At 65.7% G+C, this 15,358-nt stretch carries 16 protein-coding genes; 4 read left to right on the top strand and 12 right to left on the bottom strand.

All coding sequences use genetic code 11. The features are described from left to right. Positions 1 to 31: 31 nt before the first annotated feature. The 6 genes from ACOAPY_RS20255 to ACOAPY_RS20230 all read right to left on the bottom strand — a co-directional run bounded on the left by ACOAPY_RS20255 (position 32) and on the right by ACOAPY_RS20230 (position 6,159). Positions 32 to 712 carry a DUF799 domain-containing protein gene (locus tag ACOAPY_RS20255; RefSeq protein WP_465154505.1) on the bottom strand — a complete coding sequence of 227 codons (681 nt, stop codon included), beginning with the start codon at positions 710 to 712 and terminating at the stop codon, positions 32 to 34. 3 nt (positions 713 to 715) lie between these two features. Beyond that, entirely contained in the window at positions 716 to 1,066 is a 351-nt protein-coding gene (locus ACOAPY_RS20250) for a DUF4810 domain-containing protein (RefSeq protein ID WP_061902998.1), read from the bottom strand. A gap of 10 nt (positions 1,067 to 1,076) precedes the next feature. Then, positions 1,077 to 1,745: a CsgG/HfaB family protein gene (locus tag ACOAPY_RS20245; protein WP_465154504.1), complete on the bottom strand. Its 669-nt coding sequence runs from the start codon at positions 1,743 to 1,745 to the stop codon at positions 1,077 to 1,079. Positions 1,746 to 1,930: 185 nt separating this feature from the next. Further along, the gene (locus tag ACOAPY_RS20240) at positions 1,931 to 3,352 is read right to left on the bottom strand and encodes an FAD-binding oxidoreductase (protein ID WP_465154503.1); all 1,422 of its coding nucleotides are present in this window, start codon (positions 3,350 to 3,352) and stop codon (positions 1,931 to 1,933) included. Between the two features lie 28 nt (positions 3,353 to 3,380). After that, positions 3,381 to 5,660 (bottom strand): phosphoenolpyruvate--protein phosphotransferase, encoded by a 2,280-nt coding sequence (ptsP, locus tag ACOAPY_RS20235; protein WP_465154502.1) that lies wholly within the window; start codon positions 5,658 to 5,660, stop codon positions 3,381 to 3,383. Positions 5,661 to 5,679: 19 nt separating this feature from the next. Beyond that, on the bottom strand, positions 5,680 to 6,159 hold the full coding sequence (locus ACOAPY_RS20230; protein ID WP_021699084.1) for an RNA pyrophosphohydrolase: 480 nt from the start codon (positions 6,157 to 6,159) through the stop codon (positions 5,680 to 5,682). A 146-nt stretch (positions 6,160 to 6,305) separates the two neighbouring features. Between ACOAPY_RS20230 and ACOAPY_RS20225 the strand changes: the two genes are divergently transcribed. Further along, positions 6,306 to 6,962: a histidinol-phosphatase gene (locus ACOAPY_RS20225; protein ID WP_465154501.1), complete on the top strand. Its 657-nt coding sequence runs from the start codon at positions 6,306 to 6,308 to the stop codon at positions 6,960 to 6,962. Between the two features lie 12 nt (positions 6,963 to 6,974). On the opposite strand, the gene ACOAPY_RS20220 is transcribed toward ACOAPY_RS20225, so the two are convergent. The 4 genes from ACOAPY_RS20220 to ilvA all read right to left on the bottom strand — a co-directional run bounded on the left by ACOAPY_RS20220 (position 6,975) and on the right by ilvA (position 10,410). Beyond that, the gene (locus tag ACOAPY_RS20220; protein ID WP_465154500.1) at positions 6,975 to 7,751 is read right to left on the bottom strand and encodes a substrate-binding periplasmic protein; all 777 of its coding nucleotides are present in this window, start codon (positions 7,749 to 7,751) and stop codon (positions 6,975 to 6,977) included. A gap of 38 nt (positions 7,752 to 7,789) precedes the next feature. Then, positions 7,790 to 8,257, bottom strand: coding sequence for a DUF2269 family protein (locus tag ACOAPY_RS20215; protein WP_076581281.1), 468 nt, complete (start codon positions 8,255 to 8,257; stop codon positions 7,790 to 7,792). 28 nt (positions 8,258 to 8,285) lie between these two features. After that, the gene (locus ACOAPY_RS20210; protein ID WP_465154499.1) at positions 8,286 to 8,729 is read right to left on the bottom strand and encodes a DUF2269 family protein; all 444 of its coding nucleotides are present in this window, start codon (positions 8,727 to 8,729) and stop codon (positions 8,286 to 8,288) included. Between the two features lie 166 nt (positions 8,730 to 8,895). After that, entirely contained in the window at positions 8,896 to 10,410 is a 1,515-nt protein-coding gene (ilvA, locus tag ACOAPY_RS20205) for a threonine ammonia-lyase, biosynthetic (RefSeq protein WP_465156884.1), read from the bottom strand. Between the two features lie 141 nt (positions 10,411 to 10,551). On the opposite strand from ilvA, the gene rpiA reads away from it, so the two are divergent. Continuing rightward, positions 10,552 to 11,223, top strand: a complete 672-nt coding sequence (gene rpiA / locus ACOAPY_RS20200) for a ribose-5-phosphate isomerase RpiA (RefSeq protein WP_061903007.1) — start codon at positions 10,552 to 10,554, stop codon at positions 11,221 to 11,223. A 70-nt stretch (positions 11,224 to 11,293) separates the two neighbouring features. Here the strand turns inward: rpiA and ACOAPY_RS20195 are convergent, their stop codons facing one another. Next, positions 11,294 to 12,217 (bottom strand): SdiA-regulated domain-containing protein, encoded by a 924-nt coding sequence (locus ACOAPY_RS20195; RefSeq protein ID WP_465154498.1) that lies wholly within the window; start codon positions 12,215 to 12,217, stop codon positions 11,294 to 11,296. 121 nt (positions 12,218 to 12,338) lie between these two features. Between ACOAPY_RS20195 and ACOAPY_RS20190 the strand changes: the two genes are divergently transcribed. Together ACOAPY_RS20190 and ubiM are read left to right on the top strand one after the other, a co-directional pair. Next, complete coding sequence (locus tag ACOAPY_RS20190; protein ID WP_465154497.1) at positions 12,339 to 13,349, top strand: AraC family transcriptional regulator; 1,011 nt, start codon at positions 12,339 to 12,341, stop codon at positions 13,347 to 13,349. Between the two features lie 76 nt (positions 13,350 to 13,425). Next, entirely contained in the window at positions 13,426 to 14,598 is a 1,173-nt protein-coding gene (ubiM, locus tag ACOAPY_RS20185; RefSeq protein ID WP_465154496.1) for a 5-demethoxyubiquinol-8 5-hydroxylase UbiM, read from the top strand. 9 nt (positions 14,599 to 14,607) lie between these two features. On the opposite strand, the gene ACOAPY_RS20180 is transcribed toward ubiM, so the two are convergent. Further along, positions 14,608 to 15,309 (bottom strand): hypothetical protein, encoded by a 702-nt coding sequence (locus ACOAPY_RS20180; protein WP_465154495.1) that lies wholly within the window; start codon positions 15,307 to 15,309, stop codon positions 14,608 to 14,610. Positions 15,310 to 15,358 lie beyond the last annotated feature (49 nt).

Below are 15,358 nucleotides of genomic sequence, written 5' to 3'. Positions count from 1 at the left end.
AGGGCCCCATGGGGCCCTGCGGGTCGTGCGGCTACTGCTGGGCCGGCTTGTCGTTTTCCGCGTACTGCGGTGAGCGTGGGCCGCGCAGAATGCCGTTGGGCATGCCGGCGGTCAGTAGGCGCGCGCTGGTAATGCCGGCGATCTGGTGACTGCGGTCGGTCAGCGAGTTCATGATCTGTTCGACCGCCGCCGCGACCAGCAGACCGATCAGCCCACCACCGTTGTTGTTCTGGTTCTCCGCGGAGCTGGCGCGGACCGAGCCGTCCCACAGCAGGCGACCATCGCGCAGGTCCACCAGCTTGGCCTTGGCGGTAACGGCTACCTCGCTGGCGATCAGCTGGTAGCTCACGCCGTACTCGGTGATTTCCAGATAGAGCGCCGCGTCGGCACCGAAGATCTCATGCAGCTTGGCGGTGGGAATGGCCTGCGCCTCGTCGGCGCTCATGACCCCGTTCTGCTTGAAGGTTTCGTCCACCACGGCCACCGGCAACACGTAGTAGCCGGCCTCCGAAAGGGGCAGCGTGACGTGGGACAGCATGCTGTAGCCGGCCTGGACATCCGGTGAGCTGTTGACCGGCGGCATCACCAGAATCGAGCGTGGCTTGCTCTGTTTGAAGGCGGTGTAATCGTAGGGTGTCTGGGTGGCGCAGCCGCCAAGCAGGGCGAGGGTGAGGCCGAGGGCCAGGCTTTTGAGCAGGGTTGGCATCTTCATCTGTTACTTCTCAGCGTTGCGCAGCAGCAGGTCCATGTAGGGAGCCGACTCCGGGAACAGGGTTTTCTCGGTTTCGAACTGCTGGCGCACCTGATCCGGTTTGCCCAGCTCCGCGTAGAGCATGCCCAGGTGGGCATGGAAGCCCGGTGGCAGTGCCCGGTCCTGAGCGCGGGCTTCCTGCAGGCTGGCCTCCAGGGCGGCGACCTGTTCCTGCGGGCTGCTGCCTTCGCCCTTGAAGCGGGCGTAGACCTGTTCCTGATAGCCGTTCCAGTAGTACAGCGACTGGGGCTGGTTGACGCAGCCGGTCAGCAGACCGCTGGCCGCCAGCAGGCCGGCGAGTGCGAGCTTGTGCATGGAGACTTCCTTACTGCTGCGGGCGCCATGCGCCGCTGTCGATGCCGTTGACCAGGTTGTTGACCGCCTCGCGAATGGCCAGGTCGAGTACCTTGCCGTTGAGGGTTGAGTCGTAGCTGGCGGTGCCACCGAAGCCGATCACCTCGCGGTTGGACAGGCTGTACTCGCCGGCGCCCTGCGAGGAGAAAACCACTTCGGAGGTGCGCACGTTGACGATGTTGAGGTTGACCTTGGCGTAGGCGACCTGGGTCTTGCCGCGGCCGAGGATGCCGAACAGCTGGTGGTCGCCAACTTCCTTGCGGCCGAACTCGGTGACGTCGCCGGTGACCACGAAGTCCGCGCCGCGCAGCTGCTGGGTCTTCTGGGCGATGGCGCTTTCCTGGCGGATCTCTTCCATGTTGTCGCGGTCCAGTACGTTGAAACGGTTGGACTGCTGCAAATGGGTGATCAGGATGGTCTTGGCCTGCCCGCCCAGACGGTCGACGCCGTCGGAGAACAGTCCGCGCATGTAGCTGGAGCGATTGTCGAACTTGCCCACCGAGATCGGCTGGCGCGCTCCGCTGTAGCTGCTCTGGTAGCTCTGTACCTTGGCGACTTCGAGGGTACGGGATTGTTCGGTGGCGCAGCCGGACAGCAGGCCGAGTACGAGCAGGCCGCTCGCGGCTAGGGCGTTTTTCATGATGTTCCTCGATGAAGACGGTCGGATTGGGCACCGGCCGCGCATGGGGCGAGAGAGTGGGGAAAGAGGCGCGAGGGCCGGTGGTACTTCCATGACCGGTGAATCTCCAAATCGCCGCGCCATCGTGGCGGGCGAATACTGCTGGGGCTTGGGGAGGGCGTTTCGCCGTCGTTGCTGGCGCGAGTCTACAAAGATCGATGTGGCATGGCCAGTGGCCGGTCCGACCCAGGTGGCAAGTAGGTATCCCACAGCCGGTTGCGGAACTTGTAAGCCGGGTCCACGCGCTGCTTGAGGGCGAAGAACTCCGGCGCGCGCGGGTAGGCGGCGAGGAACTGCTCGCGGCTGGCGTGGATCTGGTAGGGCAGGTAGTAGCGCCCGCCGCAGGCCAGTGCGGCGTCGATCAGGTCGCGGGTCCAGGCCGCAGCGCGCTCGCGTTCCTCCATTGAGCTGCCCTGGCGGTAATAGAGCACCAGAGCGAAGACTTCCTGCGGGGCCCAGGCCAGCAGGCTGCCGGGGTCGGCCTTGGCATGGCGGATGGAGACGTTGATCAGGTTGGCCTGGTGCTGGCCGGTCAGCCGCGCCAGTTCGCCGACGAAGCGTTCCAACTGCGCCGGCGGCACGAAGTATTCCTGCAGCACGAAGCTGAAATCCGGCCCCGCGATGGGCTCCAGTTCGCGCACATCGAGGCTGGCCTCGTGGTTGCGCCATTGCACCTGCGTGCCGCGAAACAGCAACGGGTCCAGCGCCGCCTCGCGCAGCATGCGCCCGGTGCGCGAGGCGCTGGTCAGGCGAATGCCGGCCTTTTGCAGGTGGTAGCTGCGGTCGGCGGGCGTCAGCCTGGCTTTCTCGGTTAGCGGTGCATCGGTGCGCCGGTAGGACAGGGCGCGCACCTTGTCGAAGCGGTCCGGGTAGAGAATGCCGTTGTGCAGCACCAGGTCGCCGTGCCCGCGCACCTCGCGGTCGAACCAGGCGCGGTACTGGCTCAGCGGCATGACCTGCGACTCACGGGCGATGCGGCTGTTCTCCGCCAGGCCCAGGGTGGCCTCGACTATCACGCCGAGCCCACCGTAGCCGCCGATGGCACCATGGAACAGCTCGCTGTTGTGCTGCGGACTGGCGTCCATCAGGCTGCCATCGGCCAGCACCAGGCGGATGCTGCGTACCGAGCCGATCAGCGCGCCTTCGCCGACGTAGCGCCCATGCACATTGACCGACAGCGAGCCGCCGACCGTGAAGTTGGCATAGGACTGCATGATCTGCGGCGACAGGTCGTAGCGATCGACGTACTCGAGAATCTCGCGCCAGGTGATGCCGGTCTGCACGCGGATCTCGCGACGCTCGGCGGAGAATTCCAGCACCTGGTCGAAGTCGCGCATGTCGAGCTGCAGGGCGCCTGCGGTGGCGGTCTGCCCGCCCATGCTGAAACGCCCGCCACCGATGCTGATCGGGCCGGGGTGGTTCTTCACGGCGGCGACTATCTGCTCCAGTTTGGTAGGGGCGAGAACGTGCTCGACCTGGATCGGGTTGAGGCCTGTGACGTCGTTGACTGTCTCGGCGGCCAGCGCCGGCAGGCCCAGGAGGATCAGGAGAAGCAGCAGGGCGCGCATGAACGTTCCTTGTTCGTGGCGCGGCGGATCAGTTCTGGATGGTCGCCGCCGGGTTGATCACACGGCCCAGGCCGAGGTTGCGCAGGGCCAGGTGCAGGGTGCTGTGGATGACCTGCGGGTTGTCGATGGTCATCAGCTGGCCGAGCAGCTCCCTGGCGCGGCCGGCGCTGATCTGGCGCAGCAGCCATTTCACCTTGGGCAGGTTGGTGGCGTTCATCGACAGGCTGTCGAAGCCCATGGCCAGCAGCAGAACGGCGGCGGCCGGGTCGCCAGCCATTTCGCCGCAGATGCTCACCGGCTTGCCTTCGGCATGCGCACCTTCGACCACCAGCTTGAGGGCATGCAGCACGGCCGGGTGGAGGAAGTCGTAGAGGTCGGCGACCCTTGGGTTGTTGCGGTCCACCGCCAGCAGGTACTGGGTCAGGTCGTTGGAGCCGACCGAAATGAAATCGACCTGGCGGGCCAGCTCGCGGATCTGGTAGACGGCGGCGGGAATCTCGATCATCACGCCCACTGGCGGCATGGGAATGTCCACACCCTCGTCACGTACCTCGCCCCAGGCGCGGTGGATCAGATGCAGCGCCTCTTCCATCTCCTGAATGCCGGAAATCATCGGCAGCAGGATGCGCAGGTTGTTCAGGCCTTCGCTGGCCTTGAGCATGGCGCGCACCTGGACCAGGAAGATTTCCGGGTGGTCGAGGGTGATGCGGATGCCGCGCCAGCCGAGGAAGGGGTTCTCCTCCTTGATCGGGAAGTAGGGCAGTGCCTTGTCGCCACCGATGTCGAGGGTGCGCATGGTCACCGGCAGCGGATGGAAGGCCGCCAGTTGCTCGCGGTAGGTGGCCAGCTGCTCCTTTTCGCTGGGGAAGCGCTCGCCGTTCATGAACGGCACTTCCGTGCGGTATAGGCCGACGCCCTCGGCGCCGCGCTCCTGGGCACGCTTCACATCGGCCAGCAGGCCGGTGTTGACCCACAGTGGCATGCGCTGGCCGTCCAGCGTCTCGCAGGGCAGTTCGCGCAGGGCGTCGAGGCCCTGGGCTAGCTGACGTTCCTCCTCGACGACCTCGGCATACTGCTTGCGCAGCAGTTCGCTGGGGTTGGTGAAGACCTCGCCGTGGTAGCCGTCGACGATCAGCTGGATACCGTCGACCTTGGAGTAGGGCAGGTCGACCACGCCCATGACCGTGGGAATGCCCATGGCGCGGGCGAGAATGGCCACGTGCGAGTTGCCCGAGCCCTGCACCGAGACCAGGCCGACCAGCTTGCCTTCCGGCACCTGGCCGAGCATCGCCGGTGAAAGCTCCTCGCTGACCAGGATGCTGTTGTCCGGGTAGACCAGGCTCTGCTTGCGTTCTTCCTGCAGGTAGGCGAGCAGGCGCCGGCCGAGGTCGCGCACATCACTGGCGCGCTCGCGCAGGTAGGCGTCGTCCATCAGCTCGAAGCGCGAGACGTGCTCGGTGACCACCTGGCGCAGGGCGCCCTGGGCCCATTGGCCGGTCTTGATGACCTTGCGCACCTCGTTACCCAGGGCGTTGTCGTCGAGCATCATCAGGTAGACCTCGAACAGCGCGAGTTCTTCCTTGCGCAACTGGCTGGCGAGCTTGGCGGACAGCTCCTGCATGTCCTCGCGGACCCATTCCAGGGCCTTGCCGAACAGCGCCAGCTCGGCCTGGATATCGTCGATGGCCTTGTCTGGCACCACGTTGAGGTCGGCCGGCGGCAGCACCACCACGGCGGTACCCACGGCGGCGCCGGGAGAGCCGGGCACGCCGACGAAACGGGCCTCCTGGATGCCCTTGCCCTGCTTGCCCAGGCCACGGATCGAGCCGGTGGCCTCGGCGTGGGCGATCACCCCGGCGAGCTGGGCGCTCATGGTGACCAGGAAGGCTTCCTCGCCCTCGTCGAACTGGCGGCGGTCCTTCTGTTGCACCACCAGTACGCCCATCACCCGGCGATGGTGGATGATCGGCGCGCCGAGGAAGGAGGCGTAGCGCTCCTCGCCGGTTTCCGGGAAGTACAGGTAGCGCGGGTGTTCGGAGGCGTGCTCGAGATTGAGCGGCTCCTCGCGGGTGCCCACCAGGCCGACCAGGCCTTCGTTGGGCGCCATGCTGACCTTGCCGATCGAGCGCTTGTTGAGGCCGTCGGTGGCCATCAGCACGAAGCGGTTGCTGTCCGGGTCGAGCAGGTAGACCGAACAGACGTGGCTGCCCATGGCCTCCTTCACCCGTTGCACGATGATCGTCAGCGCCGCCTTGAGGTCCTTGGCGGCGTTTACTTCCTGAACGATCTTGCGCAGGGTGTTGAGCATGGCTCGCACTCGAACTCCGTCAGTCGCGCGCCAGCAGGCGCGGGGCTAATTCCTTCAGGGCGCGGCGGTAGACCTCGCGCTTGAATGTCACTACCTGGTTCAGCGGGTACCAGTAACTGACCCAGCGCCAGCCGTCGAATTCCGGCTTGCCGGTCAGGTCCATGCGCACCCGGCTCTCGTCGCCGGTCAGGCGCAGGAGGAACCATTTCTGCTTCTGCCCGATGCACAGCGGCTGGCTGTGGGTGCGCACCAGGCGTTGCGGCAGACGATAACGCAACCAGCCACGGGTGCAGGCGAGAATCTTCACATCCTGCTCCTCCAGCCCCACTTCCTCGTTCAGTTCGCGGTACAGCGCTTGCTCGGCCGACTCATTGGGGTTGATGCCGCCCTGGGGAAACTGCCAGGCGTCCTGGTTGATCCGTCGTGCCCACATGACCTGGCCGACATCATTGGTCAGGATGATGCCGACATTGGGGCGGAAACCATCGGAATCGATCACGGAGCAGCACCTCGAAAACGCATGTCTCGGCATTGTTCCACAAAGGCCGCGGGCGCAGCAAACGCGCGGCCCGCAGCAATGGGCAGAGGCGTCGAAAGCGGCTATTCTGGCGCCCCTTCGTGACACTATGAACCAGGTATCCAGACGTGCGCCTTGCCCTCTTCGACCTCGACAACACCCTGCTGGCCGGCGACAGCGACCACAGCTGGGGCGAATTCCTCTGCGAGACCGGCCGCGTCGATGCCGTCGAATACCGTGCACGCAACGATGCCTTTTACGCCGACTACTGCGCCGGCAAGCTCGACGTGGTGGCCTACCAGAGCTTCACCCAGGCCATCCTGGCGCGCACCGAGGCCGCCGAGCTGGCGCGCTGGCAGGCCGAGTTCATGGCCGAGGTCATCGAGCCGATCATCCTGGCCAAGGGCGAGGCATTGCTGCGCGAGCATCGCGAGGCCGGCGACAAGTTGGTGATCATCACCGCCACCAACCGCTTCATCACCGCGCCGATTGCCGCGCGCCTGGGCGTCGACACTCTGCTGGCCACCGAGTGCGGCATGGATAACGGCCGCTACACCGGCCACGTGGCGGGCGTGCCCTGCTACCAGGCGGGCAAGGTGGTGCGCCTGAACGAGTGGCTGGCCGAGACGGGGCTGAGTCTGGACGGCGCCTACTTCTACAGCGACTCGCGCAATGACCTGCCGCTGCTGGAAGCCGTGGCCAATCCGGTGGCGGTCGATCCGGATGACACCCTGCGCGTCATCGCGGGCGAGCGCGGCTGGCCGGTACTCAGCCTGCGCGGCTGATCGGCGGCGCTGTCAGGGCGCGGATGTAAAGCGCTGCAGCAGCTCGGCGTGCCGGCCGCTTTCCTGACCGGCGATGAAAATCTGGTTGAGCCGGTTGACCAGCTGCTCACCCCGCGGCGAACCCTTGCTGACCAGCAGGTAGAAATTCTTGCGGATGTCCAGGCGCAGGCTGCGCAGTTGCGCATGGCCTTGGTAGATGCCCAGGGCGATGCCGCTGGTCAGCGGTTCGATCTCGCTGGGGAAGAATTCGCAGCGCTGTCGTTCCAGCATATCCAGCACCTGCTGGATGCCGGGGAAACGCTGCGGCTCCTGGACCACGCCGTAAGGCGCGTAGTTGTAGCCAATGACTCCGCAGAAGCGCTCTGCCGATAGCGCGGCGGGCGTGCTCGGTGGCTGGTTGAAGCGGTGCGCGGAATAGAACAGACCCAGGTGTGTCTGGTAGAGCGGCACGCTGTAGTGCGCGTAGGCCGCCCGTTCGGGTTTGTAACTGGCATCCCAGGTCAGCTCGCAGCGGCTGTTGTCGGCGAACTCGGCCAGTTCCTGCTGCACCCGTGCCCAGGGCAGGTATTGAATGCGATGCTGCAGGCCGAGCTGGTGCAGGGCATCCAGCACCATGGCCGTGGCGGCGCCGGTCAGGCGGCTCTGGTCGATCTTGCCGTCCTGCCGTTCCCAATAGGTGTAGGGCGGCCATTCGTTGCCTTCGCCCAGGCAGATCTGCACCGGCGCTTCGCCCGCCAGGGCGGCGCTGCTCAGGCTCAGGGTGAGTGCGCTGCAGCAGAGTCTGTTCATCGGCCCCTCCACTCATAGAGTGCAGCATAGCCGAGGGGTCAGAGCGGCTTGGCCACCATCAGCCAGAAGATGGCGATGAAGGCCAGGAACGCCGGCCAGCCCAGGGCGAACCAGAGGCGCATATAGCGGTGGGCCCGCTCGGGCAGTTCGCCGCCAGTGGCCAGGGCCTCGCAGGCCATATCGCGCACGCGGATCTGTAGCCACAGCACCGGCAGCCAGCACAGCCCGGCGAAGACGAACAGCCCGGCGCTCCACAGCAGCCACGCCTGGCCCAGGGGCCAGCCGGCCAGCTTGGCCAGGGCCAGGCCGGAGAACGGCTGGAACACCGCGGTGGTGGCGATGAACAGCCAGTCGGCGGTGACCAGGTGGCGGAAGGTGGTGGCGATCACCTGCAGCTGCCCGCTGCGCCAGGCGCGCAGGGCGTAGTAGGCCGAACCCAGCCCGGTGCCGAACAGCAGGGTGGCGGAGAGGATGTGCAGGGTCTTGAGCAGCAGGTAGAGACTCATCGCTGCCGCTCGCGAGAGGCTCGGAGCATCAGGCCGGCTTGGCCCCCATCAGGGCGAAGATGGCCAGCAGCAAGACCAGCACCAGGGCCGCATAGGCGACCACGAAGCGCAGCAGCTTGACCGGCACGTCGCCCGCGGCGACGGCCCTTTGCCACGCACCCAGGCGGTTGTGCAGTAGCAGGCCGAACAGCATCAGCACACCGAACAGCTTGGCGCTGTAGAGCAGCCAGCTGGCGCCCAGCGGCAGGCCGACGGTGTGCACCAGCCACCAGCCGCTGACCGGCAGCGACAGCGCCAGCACGCCGAGCGCCGGCAGGCTGTAAAGGCGGGTGACGCGCAGTTTGCGCGTGATCACGGCGGCATCGCCTGCGCGATGCGCCTTCCACAGCATGAAGGTATGGGCGATCACCCCGGCGAGCAGCAGCACGGCGGGGATCAGGTGGGCGTATTTCAGCAGTTGGTAGTGTTCCATCAGCGTTCCTTTAGCAGGTTGTTTAAAGCTACCTGCGTTGTTTGGCCGTTGTTAAAAACAGCCTGAGACACGGCGTCTCAAAATGCTCATTTACAGCGCGCAAACTGCGCTTTTTCGGCTGTTTTTGCCTAGGCCAAACTGCCTCGGCAACGCTTTCAACAGCCTGCTAACCCAGGAAAAGCTTGTAGGCCGGGTTGTCGGTCTCGTCCCAGTAGGGATAGCCGATGGCGTCGAAAGCCGCCGGAATCTGGTTGCGCTCGTCCGCCGGTACCTGCAGGGCGGCCAGCACGCGGCCATCGGCGGCGCCGTGGTTGCGGTAGTGGAACATGGTGATGTTCCAGCGTCCGCCCAGGCGGTTGAGGAAGTTGAACAGCGCGCCGGGCCGTTCGGGGAATTCGAAGCGGAACACCACCTCGTCGGCCACCGCCGCCGAGTGGCCGCCCACCGTGTGGCGGATATGCAGCTTGGCCAGTTCGTTGTCGGTCAGGTCGAGCACCGGGAAGCCCTGCTCGCGCAGGCCATCCACCAGCGCCTGGCGCGGGTCGTTTTCCGGGTGGGTCTGCACGCCGACGAAGATGTGCGCCTCGCGGTCGGAGTGGTAGCGGTAGTTGAACTCGGTGATCTGGCGCTTGCCGATCGCCTCGCAGAAGGCCTTGAAGCTGCCCGGCCGCTCGGGGATGGTCACGGCGATGATCGCCTCGCGCTTCTCGCCCAGTTCGGCGCGCTCGGCGACATGGCGCAGGCGGTCGAAATTGATGTTGGCGCCCGAGTCGATGCCCACCAGTACCTTGCCCTGCAGGCCTTCGCGCTCGACGTACTTCTTGATCCCGGCGACCGACAGCGCGCCGGCCGGCTCGGTGATCGAACGGGTGTCGTCGTAGATGTCCTTGATCGCCGCGCAGATCTCGTCGGTGCTGACGGTGATCACTTCATCCACATAGTGCTTGCAGATGTCGAAGGTGTGCTGGCCGATCTGCGCCACCGCCACGCCATCGGCGAACAGCCCCACCTGCGGCAGCACCACGCGCTCGCCGGCGGCCATGGCGGTCTGCAGGCAGTTGGAGTCGTCCGGCTCGACGCCGATGACCTTGATCTCCGGGCGCAGGTACTTGACGTAAGCGGCGATGCCGGCGATCAGGCCGCCGCCGCCGACCGGCACGAAGATGGCGTCCAGCTGGCCCGGCTGCTGACGCAGGATTTCCATGGCCGCGGTGCCCTGCCCGGCAATCACTAGCGGGTCATCGTAGGGGTGGATGTAGGTGTAGCCCTTTTCTTCCACCAGCTTGAGCGAATGGGCCAGGGCCTCGGGGAAGGCGTCGCCGTGCAACACCACCTTGCCGCCGCGCGAGCGCACGCCCTGCACCTTCAGTTCCGGGGTGGTGCGCGGCATGACGATGGTCGCCTTCACGCCCAGGTGCTTGGCGGCCAGGGCCAGGCCCTGTGCGTGGTTGCCGGCCGAGGCGGTGACCACGCCGCGTTCCAGTTCTTCGGGGCTCAGCTGGGCCAGTTTGTTGTAGGCGCCGCGAATCTTGAACGAGTACACCGGCTGCAGATCCTCGCGCTTGAGCAGAATCTGGTTGCCCAGCCGCTCGGTGAGCTGGCGGGCAGGTTGCAGCGGGGTTTCCACCGCGACGTCGTAGACGCGCGAGGTGAGGATCTTCTTGACGTACTGTTCGAGCATCACGGCTTCACTGGCGGGCATTGCGGGGATTCCGGAGTCTACCCCAGCGCTTCGCCGCGCGACCACAGAGAGTGCGGGGTTTTTGCCCGGCATGCGGCTATAATTCGCGCCTCCCGTTCCCTCCCAGGCGCAGAACCCGCGATGACTCAGGATCAGCTCAAGCAGGCCGTGGCCCAGGCCGCCGTCGACCACATCCTCCCCTTCCTCGACAGCAAGAGCGTGATCGGTGTCGGCACCGGCTCGACCGCCAACTGCTTCATCGACGCCCTGGCCCAGCACAAGATGGCCTTCGACGGCGCCGTGGCCAGTTCCGAGGCCACCGCTGCGCGTCTGCGCGGTCATGGCATCCCGGTCTATGACCTGAACGCCGTGGATGGCCTGGAGTTCTATATCGACGGCGCCGACGAGAGCGACGAGCACCTCAACCTGATCAAGGGTGGCGGCGCCGCGCTGACCCGCGAGAAGATCGTTGCGGCTGTGGCCAAGACCTTTATCTGCATCGCCGACGGCAGCAAGCTGGTGCCGGTGCTCGGCGCGTTTCCGCTGCCGGTGGAGGTGATTCCCATGGCGCGCAGCCATGTTGCCCGCCAGCTGGTCAAGCTGGGTGGCGATCCGGTGTACCGCGAGGGCGTGGTGACCGATAACGGCAACATCATTCTCGACGTGCACAACATGAGCATCGTCGACCCGGTGAAGCTGGAGGCCGACATCAACGCCATCGTCGGCGTGGTCACCAACGGCCTGTTCGCCGCCCGGCCCGCCGACCTGCTGCTGCTCGGCACTGCCGAAGGCGTGAAAACGCTCAAGGCCTGAGGGCAGGTGCCTGCAGAAGACCCGGCCTTGGCCGGGTCTTTTCGTTTGCGCGCTCAGCAGGCCGCAACGATTACTGGGTAACCGATTTCTCGAACACGTAGAACAGGTTCGGCTCGCTGACCAGGTACAAGCGGCCCTGGTTGTCCATTGCCACGCCCTCGGCCTGCGGCACGCTCTTCTCCAGGCCATGCTGGCCGCGCAGCAGCGACAGGGTGCTGATCGGCCGGCCGTCGGAGTTGAGCTCGATCACCAGGCGCGACTCGTCCGACAGCGCCAGCAGGTGGCCGCTGCTCTCGTCGTACTGCAGGCTGGAAAGGTCGCGCACGAACAGGCGGGCATCGCGCTTGGGGTCCTCCACCACATGCACGGCGAAGGGCTTGTCCGGGTTGGTGTGCGGGAAACCGTGGATTTCGTAGATGCTCACCGGGTCGCGCTCCTTGGCGGCGAACAGGCGATGGTTGCTGGCATCGTAGGCCAGGCCCTCGAAACCCTTGTTGCCGTTCAGGCCGATACCCAGTGACAGCTGCTCGGATTCGGCGGCATCGACAAACTGCGTTTCATCGCCCAGGTGCACGCGGAACAGGCGCTGCTGGCGCTCGTCGGTGATCACGTAGAGCCCGGGGCTGATGTACTCGATCGCCTCGGGGTCGCCGAAGCCGACCAAGGGCACGCGGCGCAGGATCTTGCCGTCCAGCGACAGCTCGATGATTTCCGGGTTCTTGTTGGTCACGGTAAACAGGGTGCGGCGATCCGGATCGTAGGTCAGTGCCGATACATCGGCACTCAGGCCTTCGATCGGTCGGCCCTGGAGGGTGGCGCGATAGTCCGGTAGCCAGATCGATTTGTCGCGCCATTCCGCAGCATGGCGCCATTCTTGCACCACGAACCAGCCGCGTTCGAACAGGCGCCACTGCTGGGCAACCAGCAGCAGGGCCACGAGGATGAGCAGTGCCAGGGTGGGCAACAGGACGCGAGCTTGGGTCAGGCGACGCATGGGCGAGGTTCCGAATCAGGGTGGCTGCATGAAAACAGCTGCAGCTGAATTCAAGCTTAAGGAAGCTAAGCCAGGCCGCCGGCCGAGTTACCGAACAACACCGCAAGCGGAAACGGCAGTCATGTCAGTGTTACCGGAAGAGCGAGTATTGACCACCCTGCATACGGTTGCCCTGGCCGTGCAGAGTCTGCAGCGCATGGGCGTGGCGGCCGATGCCGTGCTGGCCGGCAGCGGCATTGCCACGGCGGAACTGGAGAGCCCGACGCGCCTGATCAACCACGCCCAGGAGCTACGCGTGCTGGCCAACGCCCTGGCGGCCAGCGCCGATCCTGCGCTGGGTCTGCTGCTGGGCAAGCGCATGCACGTGTCGGCCTACGGCATGCTCGGCTATACCCTGTTGGCCAGTCGCAACCTGGGCGAGGCACTGCGCCTGGCCATCGCCCATCCGGCGCTGCTGGGTACCTACTTCCGTCTTGACCTGCAGCCGTTTGGCGACGAAGTGCGGCTGAGCGCCAGCGGCTATCGCTACGACCCGGCGCTGAGCCTGTTCAATACCGAGCTGTGCCTGGCGTCGATGCTGACCGTGGTGCAGGACCTGCTCGGCGAGTCCGTGCGCCCGCGGCGCCTGCTGCTGGCCTACCCGGCACCGGCGCATGCCGCCAGCTACAGCGAAAAGCTCGGTTGTCCGGTGGAGTTCAATGCCGAATGCAGTGCCCTGTGCTTCAACCCGACCCTCTTGGAGCGCCCGCTGCCGCTGGCCGATCCGGTCAGTTACCAGCATGGCCTGCAGCAGTGCATGCAGCTGGAGGCGCAGCTGCACAATCGCCATGACCTGCGCGACCTGATCCGCCAGCAGCTGTCGGTGGACCTGGCCGAGTGCTCCAGCCTGGAGCGTGTCGCCACCCGTCTGCACCGTTCCGAGCGCACCCTGCGTCGTCACCTGCAGCAGCTCAACACCAGCTTCCAGCACCTGCTCGACGAGGTGCGCTATGACAAGGCGCGGCAGCTGCTGCTCAACACTGACTTGCCGATCTACCTGATCGCCGAGCAGCTCGGCTACAGCGAGACCGCCAGCTTTCGCCATGCCTTCCAGCGCTGGAGTGGCCTGGCGCCGAGCGAACTGCGCCGCTAGTTGACCTCGGACAAGGGGCGGCGGCAGAGCCGCGCCTAGACTCGTGCGCAGTCCTATTTGCGCGGAGCGCTCTGCCATGATCCACGATGTCGCCATCATCGGTGCCGGCCCGGCCGGCCTTTGCCTGGCCCGCGCCCTGTCCGGGCAGGGGCTGTCGATCGTCCTGCTGGAGCGCCAGGCCGAGACCGCGCTGGCCGATCCCGCCTTCGATGGCCGCGAGATCGCCTTGACCCATGCCTCGCAGGCGCTACTGGAGCACCTCGGCCTGTGGCAGCGCCTGCCGGCCGAAGAAGTCGCCGTGTTGCGCGATGCCCAGGTGCTCAATGGTCCGTCGCTGTTCGCCCTGAAGATCGAGGCTGGCCAGGCGGGCGCCGAGCGGCTGGGCCATCTGGTGGCCAATCGCGCCATCCGCCGTGCCGCCTACGAGGCGGTGCAGGCCTGTGCCGATGTGCAGCTGCGCTGCGCAGCCGCCGTGACGGCCATCCGCCACCGTGAGCGCGAGGTTGAGTTGGAGCTCGCCGGCGGCGAGCTATTGCGCACGCGTCTGCTGGTGGCGGCCGACAGCCGTTTCTCCGAGACCCGTCGCCAGCTGGGGATCGGCGCGCGGCTCAAGGATTTCGGCAAGACCATGCTGGTGTGCCGTATGAACCACGAGAAGCCGCATCGGCAGACCGCCTGGGAATGGTTCGGCTATGGCCAGACCCTGGCGCTGCTGCCGCTCAACGGTGAGCAGTCGTCGGTGGTGCTGACCCTGCCGCCACGCGAGATCGAACGCCTGCGCGCGCTGGACGAAGACGCCTTCGCCCGCGAGATGGAGCGCCGCTTCGACCGCCGCCTGGGCGCCATGCGCCTCGCCAGCGAGCGCCATGCCTACCCGCTGGTCGGCGCCTACGCCGAGAAGCTGGTCGGCCCGCGCTGTGCGCTGATCGGCGATGCCGCCGTCGGTATGCATCCGGTCACCGCCCACGGCTTCAACTTCGGCCTGGGCAGTGTGCAGCGGCTCAGTGCAGCCGTGCTGGCGGCCAAGGCCCGGCGCGAGGACATCGCCGCGCCGGCGGTGCTGGCCCGTTATGCGCGGCAGCACCGCCTGGCGACCTGGCCGCTGTACCAGGCCACCAATCTGCTGGTGGATGTCTACACCGATGATCGTCTGCCGCTGAAGCTGCTACGCGGGGCCGGGCTGCGGGTGGCGCAGGGGTTGCTGCCGTTGAAGAAGGGGATTGCGCGGCACCTGACCGCGCGAGCTTGAGGTGATGCCCTATCGACGTTGCAAACCGGCGACTTTGGCTTCGAAGTCATGCAGACGTTGCGTAAGAGGGGCTGCTTCGACGCCTGGATGCTCGGTGAAATCAACCAGGGCTTGGCCCAGGGCTGCCAGCTCGGCAGTTAAGCCTGCCTTTGGGCTCCAGGTTTCCCCATGAAGTGTGCCGAGCCCTTTCGCCCAGGCAGAGAACTGCAGCGTCGTGCCGTCTAGGCCAAGTACTGCTCCTGCTGGGTAACGTGTCTGCAGGAGCATGCGGGTCCACGCGCGATGTATGGATGCAGCAAATTCCAAGCTGATTTCCCGGCGTGACTCCGAGACTTCAACTGTTTTATCTGCTTTCTCATCATTGTTCTGGGCCATCGAGTAGTAGAGGCTTTGCTTGGCTCGTCTGGCGACAATGAAGTACTTCTTCTCCTCATCGGGAACCATCCAGTGGCCCCCATGCTTCTGCTCTGCTTCCTTGGGGATGTCCTCATAGACGACAAGACAGCTTTCGGGATCAAAGGATGGTCGCTCGACAAACGTAATGAAGCCCCCGCTATGGCACAGGCGTTGGACTATCAGGGTGTCGTAGTCGTCAGGTGGAAAATCGAGAGGGGTCAGATGGTCGGGCGCTCGCACCCGTTCGGCCGTGTAGAAGGTGCCAGCGTAAAGGGGGGATGCAAGTAAGGCGATGATGGCGCATAGAAATTTCATGAGTTCCTCCCTGTTCTCGTGGTCGGCACAGCCTATCCATTAGATTTGG

This window comes from Pseudomonas stagnisoli (assembly GCF_048595745.1).
Lineage (GTDB): Bacteria > Pseudomonadota > Gammaproteobacteria > Pseudomonadales > Pseudomonadaceae > Aquipseudomonas > Aquipseudomonas alcaligenes_A.
The sequence above is the reverse complement of the archived record's forward strand: the minus strand, read 5'-3'. Positions and strand labels throughout refer to the sequence as shown.

Bases quoted from the DNA above. Each gene is read 5' to 3' on its own strand.
- ACOAPY_RS20255 (WP_465154505.1), bottom strand. From the start codon at position 712: ATGAAGATGCCAACCCTGCTCAAAAGCCTGGCCCTCGGCCTCACCCTC.
- ACOAPY_RS20250 (WP_061902998.1), bottom strand. From the start codon at position 1,066: ATGCACAAGCTCGCACTCGCCGGCCTGCTGGCGGCCAGCGGTCTGCTG.
- ACOAPY_RS20245 (WP_465154504.1), bottom strand. From the start codon at position 1,745: ATGAAAAACGCCCTAGCCGCGAGCGGCCTGCTCGTACTCGGCCTGCTG.
- ACOAPY_RS20240 (WP_465154503.1), bottom strand. From the start codon at position 3,352: ATGCGCGCCCTGCTGCTTCTCCTGATCCTCCTGGGCCTGCCGGCGCTG.
- ptsP (WP_465154502.1), bottom strand. From the start codon at position 5,660: ATGCTCAACACCCTGCGCAAGATCGTTCAGGAAGTAAACGCCGCCAAG.
- ACOAPY_RS20220 (WP_465154500.1), bottom strand. From the start codon at position 7,751: ATGAACAGACTCTGCTGCAGCGCACTCACCCTGAGCCTGAGCAGCGCC.
- ACOAPY_RS20215 (WP_076581281.1), bottom strand. From the start codon at position 8,257: ATGAGTCTCTACCTGCTGCTCAAGACCCTGCACATCCTCTCCGCCACC.
- ACOAPY_RS20210 (WP_465154499.1), bottom strand. From the start codon at position 8,729: ATGGAACACTACCAACTGCTGAAATACGCCCACCTGATCCCCGCCGTG.
- ilvA (WP_465156884.1), bottom strand. From the start codon at position 10,410: ATGCTCGAACAGTACGTCAAGAAGATCCTCACCTCGCGCGTCTACGAC.
- rpiA (WP_061903007.1), top strand. From the start codon at position 10,552: ATGACTCAGGATCAGCTCAAGCAGGCCGTGGCCCAGGCCGCCGTCGAC.
- ACOAPY_RS20195 (WP_465154498.1), bottom strand. From the start codon at position 12,217: ATGCGTCGCCTGACCCAAGCTCGCGTCCTGTTGCCCACCCTGGCACTG.
- ACOAPY_RS20190 (WP_465154497.1), top strand. From the start codon at position 12,339: ATGTCAGTGTTACCGGAAGAGCGAGTATTGACCACCCTGCATACGGTT.
- ubiM (WP_465154496.1), top strand. From the start codon at position 13,426: ATGATCCACGATGTCGCCATCATCGGTGCCGGCCCGGCCGGCCTTTGC.
- ACOAPY_RS20180 (WP_465154495.1), bottom strand. From the start codon at position 15,309: ATGAAATTTCTATGCGCCATCATCGCCTTACTTGCATCCCCCCTTTAC.